The sequence below is a fragment of the Taishania pollutisoli genome (assembly GCF_014518315.1).
GTDB classification, from domain to species: Bacteria; Bacteroidota; Bacteroidia; order Flavobacteriales_D; family Crocinitomicaceae; genus Taishania; species Taishania pollutisoli.
The window spans coordinates 241,039-254,445 of the sequence record NZ_JACVEL010000004.1; the positions used below are offsets into that span (position 1 = coordinate 241,039).

Sequence of the window (13,407 nt, forward strand, 5' to 3'; positions counted from 1 at the left end):
TTATTATTCTTTTATTTTACTCCCGTACTCCCAAAACCGCCATCTCCACGGTCTGTTTCAGAAAGGGTATCTACTAATTTAAATTTCGCTTGTTTATGTTTTGCAAACACCAGCTGGGCTATCCGTTCCCCATCTTCAATCAAAAATTCTTCATTGGAAAGGTTGATTAAAATTACACCAACCTCACCGCGATAATCTGCATCAATTGTTCCGGGAGAATTAAGGACTGTAATTCCCTTTTTTAAAGCCAGACCGCTTCTTGGACGAACCTGACACTCATAGTCTTGCGGTAATTCCATGAATAGTCCTGTCTTAACCAGGATCCTTTCTAATGGTTTTAATCGTATGGGATTGTCTATGTTTGCCCGGACATCCATTCCTGCCGAAAAAGCTGTTTCGTATTGTGGTAACGGATGCTTCGATTTGTTAATGATTCTGACTTTCACTGGTTGCTGTTTGTAAAACAAACAAAGGTATAAAAATGAAAAGGATTGGAGATGTCGCATATGTGAAAGTTGTTAGGATGAAGATGTTGAAAAGGTGAAAGAAATAACAATTATCCCCGATCTTCAGATAACACCATATCGCAATTTTGAGAACTGTCCAAATAGTAAGAAAATGCAAAGATCTGCTAAAACACATTTGCCTGACTCAATATTATTTCTTATCTTAAAATAAGATTTTATTTATCTACCTTATTTTAAAACCACAAAAATCATGGGTGCAACTAAAAACGAAGCATACACGCAACAACAGATCATGAGAGCCAGATTTTTTAAAGCGATTAGTCATCCTGCACGGATTGCTGCTCTTGAAAAATTAATTGCTGCAGCAGGACAAGATCTCGGATTCAACGAATTATTTGACGGAATAGAGCTGGCACAATCAAGTAAATCACGTCATTTAAAGCAATTAGTTGATGCAGGATTTGTGAAAACAAAACTGGCAATCAGGAGTAATAAAAGTTGTCTGCGTTATCGAATTAACAAACCTGCCATCGAATTTATTCAGGGATTTTTAGATTTAATCTATGAAACGATTGATTTAGATGTTAATGAAAAATGTGCAATTATTGAAGGCTTTTTTTCAGGTTTTCAACCAACTAACGGTTGGCCTGTATCTTTTCAGACGTAGAATTTTTATTTTGCGTTCATGATGTTCTCAAAAAAATTAATTTTGTAGGAATCCTATACCTCTCAATTACTGAAGCAAACTGATTATGATGGGATGTGTTACCGTCAGTATGTAGAAATTTGAAGAGATGCCAAAATTAAGCAGTGAACATCAGTATTGTATTCTTTGTGGAAACGATGAATTGATTCCAATGGAACGATACAAGGCGGCACACCTGTGCCAATGCCTTAAGTGTCATCTCGTGTTCTCAAGTCAACAACCTACATCCAATGAGATTGAGACCTTACAAAAGGGCAAAAAATGGAAAGATCATATTACGGATGACGCATATCGCCGTTATGCTCATATTTTAGATCGTTTTGAACATTTCCGTAAAAATGGCAGAATCCTTGATCTGGACTGTAGCCACGGAGAGTTTTTGGAAATGGCAAAAGAAAGGGGGTGGGAAGTGTATGGTACTGCCGATACCAGGGAAGCACTTGAAATCTGTAGAAGTAAAGGACTTGAGATGTACGAAGGCGCATTGAATGTAGAAATATTTGCTGAAAATACATTTGACATCGTATGTGCAAGAAATATTCTGGAACATATCGTAAATCCGAACGAGGAATTAAAAAAAATCCGAAAGATTATCCGAAGTGGTGGACTCTTATACGTTACAACACCTAATTTCAATTCTTTTCTGCGGTTTCGCTTAAGAGAAAAATATAGTATTATATCCTATCCTTTGCGATTGGTTTACTATACTCGTCGACCCTTTAAGCGCTTATTCAAAATGAATGATTTTAGAATAATGGAAACAGAAGCTTCCGGAGTCAGTATTTCAAAACGTCAGATTGCGCGGGCGAAATCTACCGTGCCCATTACAGAGGAATCCGATTTTATAGAATGGGATGAGGGATTAAAAGAAAGTTGGTTGTCCCGTTTTCAGAAAAAGAACCTGAATCCGGTGTTTAGCTTTTTGGGAATTGGAGATTTTTTAAAAGGTTGGTTTGTGAAGCCATAAAGGGATATTCCTTTTTATTCATATGAACTCTTATTCATATCGCAATAATGCGATAATGCTGCCAATAAATATCAAACTAAAGTTTTTGTAACTTTGCATTCCAACAAATATGGTAATGGCGGATCAATCTCTATACTGTATCAATATATTGAGTTATGAACGCTTTCCAACCCGGGAAGTAATGATCGGGAATGTCGGTGTGGGTGGAAAAAACCCTGTCCGGGTGCAATCGATGACAACGGCAGATACCATGAATACACAAGCGTCTATTGATGAGTCCATCCGGATGATTGATGCCGGATGTGAAATTGTCCGTTTAACAGCCCCCAGTAAAAAAGAAGCAGAAAACCTGAACGCGATCAAAGAAGGGCTCATTGAACGAGGGTATAAGACTCCATTGGTGGCGGACATTCATTTCACACCGAATGCTGCAGAAGTTGCTGCCGATTACGTTGAAAAAATTCGTGTTAATCCCGGGAATTACGCTGACAAAAAGAAATTTGAAGCAATTGACTACACAGACGGATCTTACCAACGAGAATTACTTCGAATTGAAGAGAAATTCACACCACTCGTTCTGAAGTGTAAAACATTGGGACGTGCCATGCGTATCGGAACCAATCACGGTTCACTTTCCGACAGAATTTTAAGCCGTTATGGCGATACTCCGGAAGGAATGGTCGAATCTGCAATGGAATTTATCCACATATGCGAAAAAAACGATTACTACGATTTGGTGATTTCCATGAAAGCAAGTAATACACTTGTTATGGTACAAGCCTACCGTTTGTTAGTTGCGCGAATGATTGAAAACGGTCAGAACTATCCCCTGCATTTAGGAGTAACGGAAGCCGGTGATGGAGAAGACGGCCGGATTAAAAGTGCAGTAGGAATCGGAGCATTGCTGGAAGATGGTTTAGGAGATACCATTCGGGTTTCACTAACGGAAAATTCAGAACATGAGATTCCTGTCGCAAAAAAACTGCTGGAAAAATTTGATGGGATTGAACCGGGACCCACAACGGAAAAGTTGCCATTGACATATTCACCGTACAGTTATACGAGAAGGAAAACCTTGGAGATAGCTAATCTTGGAAATGGCCATGCCCCGATCGTTGTTGCTGATCTTTCTAAGAAAGAAAATATAACACCAGCTAATTTTTTCGGATTTGGTTATAATTATTCTGTTCAGTTGGACAAATGGAACCTGATGGATTTGGCTGCTGATATTGTTTACCTGGGCAAACAGTCCATTGATTTTGAAGTACCCGGAACAATTCGTTTATTGCAGGATTTTGAAAGTTGGGACAATAATCCAAAATACATTCCACTTGTTCCCTTTGCTCAAAGAAACGAAATAGAACCTACCGTTGTTCATTTTATTTCGATTGATTTGGATCAAGCAATTGCAGTAGAAAAATTAGCTAACAGACCTAATGCCGTCTTTGTCGTTGAAACAAAAAAACGTCACAAAACACCTGTTTTTCGCAAATTTCGACTGAAATTAGATGAAAAAAATATCTTAAATCCGGTTATTTTAAAAACAAGTTATACAACTCCTGATGAAGAAACCTTCCTGTTACATAGTTCTTCTGACCTGGGGATTCATCTCATCGACGGCTTCGGGGACGGGGTGTGGATTACAGGTCATCACAGTCTGAATTTGATCAATTCTCTTAGTTTCGGTATTTTACAGGGCACACGTACACGGATCTCCAAAACTGAATACATTTCCTGCCCTTCTTGTGGTAGAACCTTATTCGATTTACAGGAAACCACAGCTAAAATCCGTGCAAAAACAGCTCATCTGAAAGGTCTTAAAATCGGGATTATGGGATGTATTGTTAACGGCCCGGGAGAAATGGCCGATGCGGACTATGGATACGTTGGAACCGGTCCCGGAAAGGTTAATCTGTACAAAGAAAAAACAGTTGTGCGGAAAAATGTTCCCGAAGAGGAAGCCGTTCAGGCGCTTATTGAAGTGATTACTGAGTATGGTGATTGGATGGAGCCGAGAACCACTTAATCTTTTTACAGCTTCCAATAGAAAGTTGTAACTACACAATTAACATCCGTTTTTCCATGTAAAAATAACCGATTTACTTTCTTTAAGTGAGTTTGTTTTCTTATGTTTGTGTAGCTATCATATCGACATATAGCGATTTCAATAAAAGCGCTGATCATGAAAACCTTTACACACATCATTATCTCAATGATTCCGTTGGGAGTCGGATTTTTAGCGGGAGTCGCAACTGCAACAGGAATTAACGATTGGTACCGCTACCTGGAAAAACCGGTATTCAATCCTCCGAACTGGTTATTTGGCCCGGTATGGACAGTTTTGTACCTGCTGATGGGCGTTACAATCTACCGTTTACTGATAAAACCACCAAGTCCGGAACGCTCCCGTGCGATGAGATTTTTCTGGATTCAACTGGTGCTCAACGGAGCCTGGAGTTTCATTTTCTTCAATGCGCAGCAACTGGGGTGGGCGTTTGTCGAAATTCTGCTTATTTGGATAGCTATTGTTGGAATGATCAGCACAACCCGTCGGGTAGATAAGATTGCAGCCTATATACAAATTCCTTACTTGCTGTGGGTCAGTTTTGCATCCGTGCTCAATGGCACCTTGTGGTGGATGAATCATTAAAAATGCTCCATGCCCTGAAAAATTGGGGATCACTTTAATTTTTTTAACTGTTCTTATAAGTCATTCATTCAAAGTTATTTGATTGATTTATCGATACTGTTTTCCGCATTCAGGAATCAAATTTCGAAAATCCATCAATTCCCGACGCTTATAGGCTAAAATCAGACGAATATAAATTTATTCTTAATTTATAGTCTGGTAAACGTTCCGGGCACATTTGGATAGCTATATTTGCATACTCATAAAACAAATATACTGTACAATGAAAAAACAAATTTTATGCTTGTTTATCGGAGGGGCCCTGTTGGCAACTTCTTGTTCCCGAACTCCTGAGAGCAAAGAGACGGAATATACGTCGAATGTAAAGGGATTCCTGAATGCAAAAAATAATGAAGAGGGAGAACCTGTATTCAATATGATTAGCTTATCACTGGTGACTGACGACTGGGATGGAAAAGAAGATTTCAGCCCGAACAGCGGAGATGACAAATTGGTGAAAGTAGAGTTCTCTATCCAATCAACAGATGGTAGTGTAGATATCGGAATGATGGAAACCAATCTTGGGCTGTTTGATTCTTCTACTAAAAAAACATATCCTGCAAGTGTTTCTCTTGCGACAGGTCCAACATTACAGGCTCTTATGTCTACTTTCGAAACAGGTTACGCAGTATTCAGCGTTCCGGTAGATACGAAATTGGATAACCTGTACCTGGGGGCAAGTACTAAAGATGGAGCAATCGATTTGAGCAAAGAAAATATCGAGTCATTGTTGCCATTGAAGAAAATGGAAGCTCCTGCAGAAAAAACAGTTGCGTTGAGCGCTTCTCATGCAATTGAAGATATCATCTTCGGAATGACGAAAACATATACATTCAAAAGCGTGACTTTCAATGCAAATGATGACAAAGTTAAAAATTTCCACTCTGCAAACCCTGGAATGGAAGGATACAGCTTCGTGAAATTGGAATTGGATATCGATAACTCTTCCAAGACTGAAAAAGCATGGGTAAACTTGCCATACCTGATTTCAGAATATGGTTATTCAATCCCTGATTACGATTCTTCATTCGGAGAAAAACCATCTGATGTTCAACCTGGAAAAACAAGTCTTACATTGTACTACAGAGTTCGTACAGGAGAGAAAGTAATTGCATTCGTTGGTGAAGACAGAAAAGCAGACGACTATTCTGTAAAATTATAAGGAAAGTAAAAGAAATAAATCATCCATATCCGGGATGTTTTAATTTCAAGAAATATATTGAAAAGAGATCGTACGTGGAAACGGCGGTCTCTTTTTTTATTAGAGCTGATTTCATCCTCAAAAAAATCCGGAAAGTAGGAGAATAAAGCATAAAATTACTGAAAAAGATCAGCTATCACCAGCCGAAGTCACCTGTTTTTTCTGCGAACAGTATTGTTTATCCTTTCCGCGGAAAGTTCCTCTAAATTTTCTATCTTTGCACCTTACTTTTTTGCAAACTTGAGTATTGCAGATTTTAAACGGAAACTAAAAAATGGAATTGAGCAGTTTAACAGCTATCTCGCCGATCGACGGGCGCTATCAACGTAAGACAAATGAACTTCAACCGTACTTCTCTGAATTCGGATTGATCAAATACAGGGTAATTGTTGAAGTAGAATACCTCATTGCTTTGGTAGAAGCAGGAATTGAACCGCTGCAACCGTTTCCGAAAGATAAGTTCACCGAACTGAGAGCAATCTGTACCAATTTCTCAGAGGAAGATGCTTTGTGGATCAAGAACACAGAGAAAACAACCAACCACGATGTGAAGGCAGTGGAATACTTCCTGAAAGAAAAGATGCAGCAGCTCGGATTGGAAGCGTACCTCGAATTTGTGCACTTTGGTCTGACATCCCAAGATATCAATAACACAGCTGTTCCTTTGTCCCTGAAAGACGCTGTGAATGAACAATACCTGCCATTGTTACAGCAGTTGCTGAACAAACTGAACGCATTGAAAAACGAATGGAAAGATATCCCGATGTTGGCGCGAACACATGGACAGCCGGCATCTCCGACGCGTTTAGGGAAAGAAATCCAAGTGTTTGAAGAGCGTATTGAACGTCAGTTGGATTTGTTAAAACAGATCCCTTATTCTGCAAAATTCGGCGGAGCAACAGGAAACTTTAACGCGCACCACGTCGCTTTTCCGCACCACGATTGGGTGGCATTCGGAAATGACTTCGTAAACAACAAACTGGGATTGAATCGTTCGCAAACAACAACGCAAATTGAGCATTACGATAATATCGCTGCATTGTTTGATGGGTTGAAACGCATTAATACCATTATCCTGGACCTGGACAGAGACATGTGGACCTACATTTCACAGGATTATTTCAAGCAAAAACTCAAAGAAGGAGAAATTGGTTCTTCGGCAATGCCACATAAGGTAAACCCAATCGATTTTGAAAATTCCGAAGGAAACATCGGGATCGCCAACGCATTGTTTGAACACTTATCAATCAAATTGCCGGTTTCAAGACTGCAACGCGATTTGACAGATTCAACCGTTTTACGTACAATTGGTATGCCTTTTGCACACACGTTTATCGCGTTCAAAGCAACGCTGACGGGATTGGAAAAGTTATTATTAAATGAACAGGCTTTCCACGATGACCTGGAGGATAATTGGGCGGTAGTGGCAGAGGCTATTCAAACCATCCTGCGACGGGAAGGATTTGAAAAACCGTACGAAGCATTGAAAGGATTGACAAGAAAAAATGAGCGCGTAACAAAAGAAACCGTACATTCATTCGTTGATACATTAATAATCAGTGAAGCGCTGAAAGAAGAATTAAAACGAATTTCACCGCATAACTACACAGGAATTCAATTAGTAAAATAAAAAACGCCTATGAATAAGTTCCTTACAGCCGTCTTTTTATGCATCAGCCACCTTACACTGGTAGCTCAGGAGAAGATGCTGGAATGGGGAGAACTGGAAGGAAGATCGGGGCATTTGATAGAGCTGCTGCCGTTTCACAGCAAGGATTTTTATACCCTTCGCTGGAAAGGAGGAGGTATTTTTGGAGGTTACTACCTTTCACGATTTGATGATCTGAAAGAAACGAAAACAAAGCGGGTTTCTATTTCTGTCAATAATAACATTGCCAATTTTGAACGGGTATTGATCATTGACGAGCATCCTGCCGTCATTCTAACCAATGTGCGGGATGGAAAGGAACAGGTTTTTCTTCAGCAATACAGCTATGAGCTGGAACCGAAAGGAGATGCCATCCTGTTAGCAGAATATGAACTCCTGAAGGGAATGTCCAAAGAGCCGATCAAAATTATTCAGTCAAAAGACAAAAAGTATTTTGCTGTCCTGTGGTTGTTGGTCGGGAAGAAAAAAGACCGGGATGTATATGGTTATGCCGTCTACGATCATAAATTCAAACAAGTGGATGAAGGAGAATACGAGGTTCCGTTCGAATCCCGTTACTCTCAGATTACGAGTCACCTGCTGAGCAATACCGGTCATTACTTCTTTGTGGTAAAAGAATTTGAACGAAATGAAAACCGAAAGGCCGGACAATCTGATATCATCTACAAAGCGATGCACATTTATCAGGTGAGTAATGATGAAGGATTGGATCGCTACACCATGCATTTGGGCGGTAAACGGATTGAAGCCATGTCAGTGAATACAGATGACAGTACGGCATTTACCATTACCGGAGTGTATGGAAGTAATGAATTCAGAGGGATTCAGGGGGCCTTTTTTATGAAACTGGACTTCCGGAATCAAAAAGTTATACAGGAAGGGTTCCAGGAGTTCGGAAAGAATTTTATTACTGAAGATTGGTCGGATAAGGAAATTGAGCGGGCTGAAAAACGGGCCAGCAGAGGAAAGGAAGAACCTGCATTGTACAATTATCAAATGCGTGAAGCACAACTGTTACCGGATGGGAGTATGATCGGGATTATGGAACAGAATTATGTCGTTGTCCGTTCGTTCTCAGATACGCGTAGCATGGTTACATTCAGTTATACGTATTATTACAATGATATTGTCGTTTTCAAAATCGGGCAGTCAGGGCAATTTGACTGGATTGAAAAAGTTAGAAAATCACAGATTTCTTCCAACGACGGCGGACCTTACAGTTCCTTTGCAAGTATTGTTGACGGAAATAAAATCCGCCTGATCTTCAACGACAATGTGGACAACTATGATAACAATGGAAGGTATCTCCCTGATCATGTCTATTCTTCCCGCTTTAATCTGAAGCACAATACCGTTTCCATGACAGAGATCGACCTGGTAACCGGAATGCAGGACCGTTATATGTTGTTTGGACGAAAAGACACGAAGACCATTGCAGTTCCGAAACAGTTTAAAATTGACCTGAATTCCAAAGAGATGCTGTTGTATACCGCTTATAAAGGAAAAGAATTGTACGGAATTCTGAATTTCAAATAGTCGCTTAATCGTGTGACCCCATTAGAAAAAAACAGAAAGGGCGATCCAATTGAATTGGGTCGCCCTTTCCTTATTCGTTACAGGTGTTATTGTTTTGTTCCCTTACCTTTGTGTTCCGAACCTCCGCCTTGCTCAATTGTAAAGGTCATCGTACTTCCTGTTACCTTCCCTAAACCGGAAAGTCCCGTTTGTGAAGGAATAGAGAAATTTGTTCCTGCAGTAATTGCCTGAAGGCTACCTCCTTCATTCCAGAAGTTATTGATGTAAAGCGTATCTTTCTTTGTTCCTCCTTTTGTTACCTGGAGCACATACACTTTCTGTTCAGAAAATACGCCCCCTACAAATACACTGTCTGTGATCAGGTAATTTCCTACAATTTGGTCCCGTGAGTCTGTTACTGCATACTTACAGCTTCCGTCATCCTTTTTTGCTTTTTCTTCGTAATTGGTAGCTGCTGCATCCGTACATCCGTCTTTCTTACAACTTACGAACATAAATGCAGAACACATCCCGGTAATGGCCGCTATAGCCAAACTTCTTTTGTTCATCATTTTGGTTTTAAAACTGATTAATAAAAAATAACGTAGTAATCTTTTTGAGATGTTAACGTTTAGTTGTTGCCGCGAAAATAAGACAATAATCGGAAATGGTAAAAAATCACGGGCTTTTTTCTGCCGGTGCACTCAAAAACGGGACATTTAAACGATTATTGAGTACCAGTTAGAGCGGGCGGATGAAATGCTATCCCCCTTTGGGTTGGAGAGTAAGGAGAAGGGGTGTAACTCTTCCATTTTAATGCCTTAATTTTTTTCTTCGCCTTTGTTATATCCTGAATTCCGCCCCTTGTTGATAAATAAGAAACGCAACGATCAATTAACGTTTCTACAACTTGGTAATATCGAATAAAATGCTATTTTTGCTGACTTAATCAATCGGAGGACATATAGAATGTTCTTATAAAAACAAGGAGATGATATGAAAGAAACTACCAGATATTCAGATGCCGAGTTGGAAGAATTCAAAGTGTTGATCGAACAAAAATTAGCGGAAGCTCAGGAGCACTTGAAGTTGTTGAAAGGTTCGTTGTCGCATACGGATGACCATGGAACCAATGATACTGGTCGTACTTTTAATATGATGGAAGACGGTTCAGACACACTTTCCCGTGAAGAAGTTGCCCAGTTGGCATCGCGTCAGGAGAAATTCATCCAGAATTTACACAATGCGTTGATCCGTATTGAAAACAAAACATACGGAATCTGCCGCGTTACGGGTAAGAAAATTCAAAAAGAACGTTTATTGTTAGTTCCTCACGCTACATTGAGTATCGAAGCAAAGAACAATGAACAAAAGTAATACTGTAAAACGTAATTTATTGATCGTAGGAGGGATGATTGTCCTTCTCCTATTGCTTGATCAATGGTTGAAAATCTACGTTAAAAACAATTTCCAGTTGGGAGAAGTTCATCCCGTATTTGGTGATTGGTTTGTAATGGAATACATCGAAAATCGGGGGATGGCATTTGGTACGTCCTTTGGAAACAAAGCATGGCATAAACTGGCGCTGAGTATCTTCCGGATCATTGCGGTCGGTGCGTTGATTTATTACTGGGTCAAAAAAGCCCGGGAAGGTATGAAATTGAGTTTTCTCGTTCCTCTGGGGTTGATCATTGCCGGTGCGATGGGAAATTTACTGGATTCCATGTACTACGATTATTATTTTCCGTATGATCCGTGTTTCCCGTATAATATTCAGGAAGGGTCAGGTATCTGGACGGAATGCAATGTCTGGGGATTTACAGAGAAAATAGAAACCAAACCGAGGGGATTTTTATTCGGAAATGTAGTGGATATGTTTAAGTTTGACGCTACCTGGCCGGAAGGAACACCTGTTGTTGGCGGAAAACCGGTTTTCCCTGCGATCTGGAACCTTGCGGATGCAGCCATTTCTATCGGAATTCTCGTCATCCTGATCTGGAACAAACGCTTCTTTCCAAAGAAAAAGGAACAGCAATCAGAGCAGGTAACTCCAACCGAGGAGCATCATCAATAAATCAATACAGCCAAAGAAAAAGTAACCTCTTTTCTCCGATGTAAACAACAGGAACAATAGCTGCAACGCTACTGCGATGTGGAATATCCAGTTGTCTACTGCGATAAATCGATACCCGATGTTTCCTGCGGTAAAACCAATCAGCAGAACCGTGCCAAGGAGTTTTGTCAACGGGATATCGATGCGTTGGGGTACGGTACTGTGATGCACGTCATCAATGTGTACATCCCGGATGTCAAAGGGAAGAATAATTGCTGTGAGGTAAAGGAAGAATAAAAGGGAAAATAAGAGGGTTTCCTGTAGCGGAATACCTTCATTTATGAGAGGAAATACAACACATCCATAGCTCCATGTCATAGCTGTAACGACGATCTTTATCCCCGGAATTTCCCGTAATTTCTGCCCGAAAAAAGGAACGGTGTACCAGTAACACAGAAACGAAAAGAACACGGAAAGAAAAACAAGGGAAGGACTGAAATGAAAGACCGAAATTCCCAAAATAAATGCTCCAAGCAGGGCAACCAGGCTGAATACAACCGGGATAGCTGTAGCATTTCCCCAGACAGATGGTTCCGATGCCGAAAACCCGGATTGATCAACAATGCGCTGCAGGGTATAGACAGCAAATATAAGTAAGAACAGGATACTTGCATACCTAAGAGGATGTTCCAGTGAAAAATGACGTGCGATACCAAATGCCAGAAAACCTCCTGAAAAACTGACCACCAGGTTGGAAGCAACCAAAAAATAACCGATTCGCCGGAAGAACTGCATTGTGTTTATTCATCCTTTTTTCAAAGGTAAGGAATCATTTTATCCCTTGTTGGTATTTCTGTTTGTATTTGATGTATAAATCTTTTTGTTTGTTACCCAGATCAACAATTTTCCCATCAATTAAAGCGAATGTGACATTATTGGTGCGCATATCGAGGGCATTTCCGTCAGAAACAAATAATGTTGCTGATTTACCGGTTTCAATACTTCCGTATTTTTTGTCAATCCCGATGATTTTACATGCATTGAGTGAAACTGCAGCAATTGCTTGTTCTTCCGTCAATCCATACGCGTGAGCTGTTCCTGCCAGAAACGGAAGGTTGCGGGCATTCATCGCTTCCATGTCCCCTTCATTCTGAATACAGAATAACACTCCTTCTTCCTGCAGTTTGAATGCGGTTGAATACGGTTGATTTACGGCTTCTTCTTCTCTTTTCGGCAGGCTGTGCGGTCGGTACAGCATCACAGCGATTTTTGCGTCTTTCAGTTTCCTTGCTACAAGTGCGGCATCGTATCCACCGACAATAACAGGTGCGGAGAGTTTGAAATATTGGACGAAATCAATGATGTCATTCAATTGCTGCAGGTCGTCAGCGTGAAAATATACGCGTTTCTTTTCGCGGAAGCAATCAGTCATGGCTTCATAACGCAAATCTTTTTCCGGTTTTTTAGTACTTGCATATGAAGATGCGGCTTCAAAAAAGGAATAGAGTTCCTGTTTTTGTGTTCCATAGTCTTTGGATTTCTCCTGAATGGCCCTGTTGTCCGCCATGCGTTGCGTACTGTTCGGCCAATTGATATGTACTCCGTCATTTGCCAGAATGGTTGCGTCTTCCCAGTTCCACCCGTCCATGGCCATAATGGAAGAAGTTCCGGAAATCACTCCTCCTCTTGGCGTAGGTTGACACAGCAAAACACCATTGGAACGAACCGTCCGGATGACTTCAGATTCTACATTGTAAGCAATTTGCGAGCGCACGTGCGGGTTGTAAATTCCTGTTTCGTGAAAATCCCGGGTTGCCCGAACGGCATCAATTTCTGTCAATCCCAATGTGGAATTGGCAGCAACAAATCCCGGGTAAACGTGTTTCCCTTTCAGGTCAATAATTGTGTCCCAATCGGAAACGGAGTGGCTGTATGCTAGTGAATTTTTCAGTAAAACAATTGTTCCGTTTTTTATTCCGATTGCCGCGCTGGCAATAATATCTCCGTTGCCCGTATGTAGGTAGCCGTTCTTCAGTAACATTGTTTTTTCCTGTGCTGAAGCAGTTGTACATCCTAACAATATGGAGATGATAAGTATACTGTTTACAAAGCTGTTATTCCGTTTATTCAATAGCATATG

Annotated in this window: 13 protein-coding genes; 9 read left to right on the forward strand and 4 right to left on the reverse strand. The window is 40.4% G+C overall.

Annotation, left to right across the window (positions count from 1 at the left end; genetic code table 11):
- Window positions 1–11 precede the first annotated feature (11 nt).
- A complete protein-coding gene (dut, locus tag H9Y05_RS08170; RefSeq protein ID WP_216714008.1) occupies window positions 12–446 on the reverse strand; it encodes a dUTP diphosphatase in 435 nt (144 codons plus the stop codon).
- 271 nt (window positions 447–717) lie between these two features.
- On the opposite strand from dut, the gene H9Y05_RS08175 reads away from it, so the two are divergent.
- The 7 genes from H9Y05_RS08175 to H9Y05_RS08205 all read left to right on the forward strand — a co-directional run bounded on the left by H9Y05_RS08175 (window position 718) and on the right by H9Y05_RS08205 (window position 9,235).
- Window positions 718–1,134, forward strand: coding sequence for an ArsR/SmtB family transcription factor (locus H9Y05_RS08175; protein ID WP_163489828.1), 417 nt, complete (start codon window positions 718–720; stop codon window positions 1,132–1,134).
- Window positions 1,135–1,261: 127 nt separating this feature from the next.
- Window positions 1,262–2,140, forward strand: coding sequence for a class I SAM-dependent methyltransferase (locus tag H9Y05_RS08180; RefSeq protein WP_216714009.1), 879 nt, complete (start codon window positions 1,262–1,264; stop codon window positions 2,138–2,140).
- 115 nt (window positions 2,141–2,255) lie between these two features.
- The gene (gene ispG / locus H9Y05_RS08185) at window positions 2,256–4,166 is read left to right on the forward strand and encodes a (E)-4-hydroxy-3-methylbut-2-enyl-diphosphate synthase (protein ID WP_235992164.1); all 1,911 of its coding nucleotides are present in this window, start codon (window positions 2,256–2,258) and stop codon (window positions 4,164–4,166) included.
- A gap of 156 nt (window positions 4,167–4,322) precedes the next feature.
- Window positions 4,323–4,790 carry a TspO/MBR family protein gene (locus tag H9Y05_RS08190; RefSeq protein ID WP_163489831.1) on the forward strand — a complete coding sequence of 156 codons (468 nt, stop codon included), beginning with the start codon at window positions 4,323–4,325 and terminating at the stop codon, window positions 4,788–4,790.
- A gap of 262 nt (window positions 4,791–5,052) precedes the next feature.
- Window positions 5,053–5,991: a hypothetical protein gene (locus H9Y05_RS08195; protein WP_163489832.1), complete on the forward strand. Its 939-nt coding sequence runs from the start codon at window positions 5,053–5,055 to the stop codon at window positions 5,989–5,991.
- 313 nt (window positions 5,992–6,304) lie between these two features.
- Complete coding sequence (gene purB, locus H9Y05_RS08200; RefSeq protein WP_163489833.1) at window positions 6,305–7,660, forward strand: adenylosuccinate lyase; 1,356 nt, start codon at window positions 6,305–6,307, stop codon at window positions 7,658–7,660.
- Window positions 7,661–7,669: 9 nt separating this feature from the next.
- Window positions 7,670–9,235 carry a hypothetical protein gene (locus tag H9Y05_RS08205; RefSeq protein ID WP_163489834.1) on the forward strand — a complete coding sequence of 522 codons (1,566 nt, stop codon included), beginning with the start codon at window positions 7,670–7,672 and terminating at the stop codon, window positions 9,233–9,235.
- 86 nt (window positions 9,236–9,321) lie between these two features.
- Here H9Y05_RS08205 and H9Y05_RS08210 read toward each other — a convergent pair whose 3' ends face one another.
- Window positions 9,322–9,783, reverse strand: a complete 462-nt coding sequence (locus tag H9Y05_RS08210) for a hypothetical protein (protein WP_163489659.1) — start codon at window positions 9,781–9,783, stop codon at window positions 9,322–9,324.
- Window positions 9,784–10,210: 427 nt separating this feature from the next.
- On the opposite strand from H9Y05_RS08210, the gene H9Y05_RS08215 reads away from it, so the two are divergent.
- A complete protein-coding gene (locus H9Y05_RS08215; RefSeq protein ID WP_163489835.1) occupies window positions 10,211–10,591 on the forward strand; it encodes a TraR/DksA family transcriptional regulator in 381 nt (126 codons plus the stop codon).
- Window positions 10,578–11,288, forward strand: coding sequence for a signal peptidase II (locus tag H9Y05_RS08220; protein WP_163489836.1), 711 nt, complete (start codon window positions 10,578–10,580; stop codon window positions 11,286–11,288). Before H9Y05_RS08215 ends, H9Y05_RS08220 begins: the two co-directional genes overlap by 14 nt.
- Here the strand turns inward: H9Y05_RS08220 and H9Y05_RS08225 are convergent.
- Together H9Y05_RS08225 and H9Y05_RS08230 are read right to left on the reverse strand one after the other, a co-directional pair.
- Window positions 11,250–12,062: a UbiA prenyltransferase family protein gene (locus tag H9Y05_RS08225; protein ID WP_216714010.1), complete on the reverse strand. Its 813-nt coding sequence runs from the start codon at window positions 12,060–12,062 to the stop codon at window positions 11,250–11,252. The two genes, H9Y05_RS08220 and H9Y05_RS08225, sit on opposite strands and share 39 nt — an antisense overlap.
- A gap of 34 nt (window positions 12,063–12,096) precedes the next feature.
- The gene (locus H9Y05_RS08230) at window positions 12,097–13,404 is read right to left on the reverse strand and encodes an amidohydrolase family protein (protein ID WP_163489838.1); all 1,308 of its coding nucleotides are present in this window, start codon (window positions 13,402–13,404) and stop codon (window positions 12,097–12,099) included.
- Between the last annotated feature and the right edge of the window lie 3 nt (window positions 13,405–13,407).

Excerpts from the sequence above, each read along its gene's own strand:
- H9Y05_RS08190 (WP_163489831.1), top strand. The coding sequence starts at position 4,323 with ATGAAAACCTTTACACACATCATTATCTCAATGATTCCGTTGGGAGTC.
- H9Y05_RS08195 (WP_163489832.1), top strand. The coding sequence starts at position 5,053 with ATGAAAAAACAAATTTTATGCTTGTTTATCGGAGGGGCCCTGTTGGCA.
- H9Y05_RS08175 (WP_163489828.1), top strand. The coding sequence starts at position 718 with ATGGGTGCAACTAAAAACGAAGCATACACGCAACAACAGATCATGAGA.
- H9Y05_RS08230 (WP_163489838.1), bottom strand. The coding sequence starts at position 13,404 with ATGCTATTGAATAAACGGAATAACAGCTTTGTAAACAGTATACTTATC.
- ispG (WP_235992164.1), top strand. The coding sequence starts at position 2,256 with ATGGCGGATCAATCTCTATACTGTATCAATATATTGAGTTATGAACGC.
- H9Y05_RS08215 (WP_163489835.1), top strand. The coding sequence starts at position 10,211 with ATGAAAGAAACTACCAGATATTCAGATGCCGAGTTGGAAGAATTCAAA.
- H9Y05_RS08210 (WP_163489659.1), bottom strand. The coding sequence starts at position 9,783 with ATGAACAAAAGAAGTTTGGCTATAGCGGCCATTACCGGGATGTGTTCT.
- H9Y05_RS08220 (WP_163489836.1), top strand. The coding sequence starts at position 10,578 with ATGAACAAAAGTAATACTGTAAAACGTAATTTATTGATCGTAGGAGGG.
- H9Y05_RS08180 (WP_216714009.1), top strand. The coding sequence starts at position 1,262 with ATGCCAAAATTAAGCAGTGAACATCAGTATTGTATTCTTTGTGGAAAC.
- H9Y05_RS08205 (WP_163489834.1), top strand. The coding sequence starts at position 7,670 with ATGAATAAGTTCCTTACAGCCGTCTTTTTATGCATCAGCCACCTTACA.
- purB (WP_163489833.1), top strand. The coding sequence starts at position 6,305 with ATGGAATTGAGCAGTTTAACAGCTATCTCGCCGATCGACGGGCGCTAT.
- H9Y05_RS08225 (WP_216714010.1), bottom strand. The coding sequence starts at position 12,062 with ATGCAGTTCTTCCGGCGAATCGGTTATTTTTTGGTTGCTTCCAACCTG.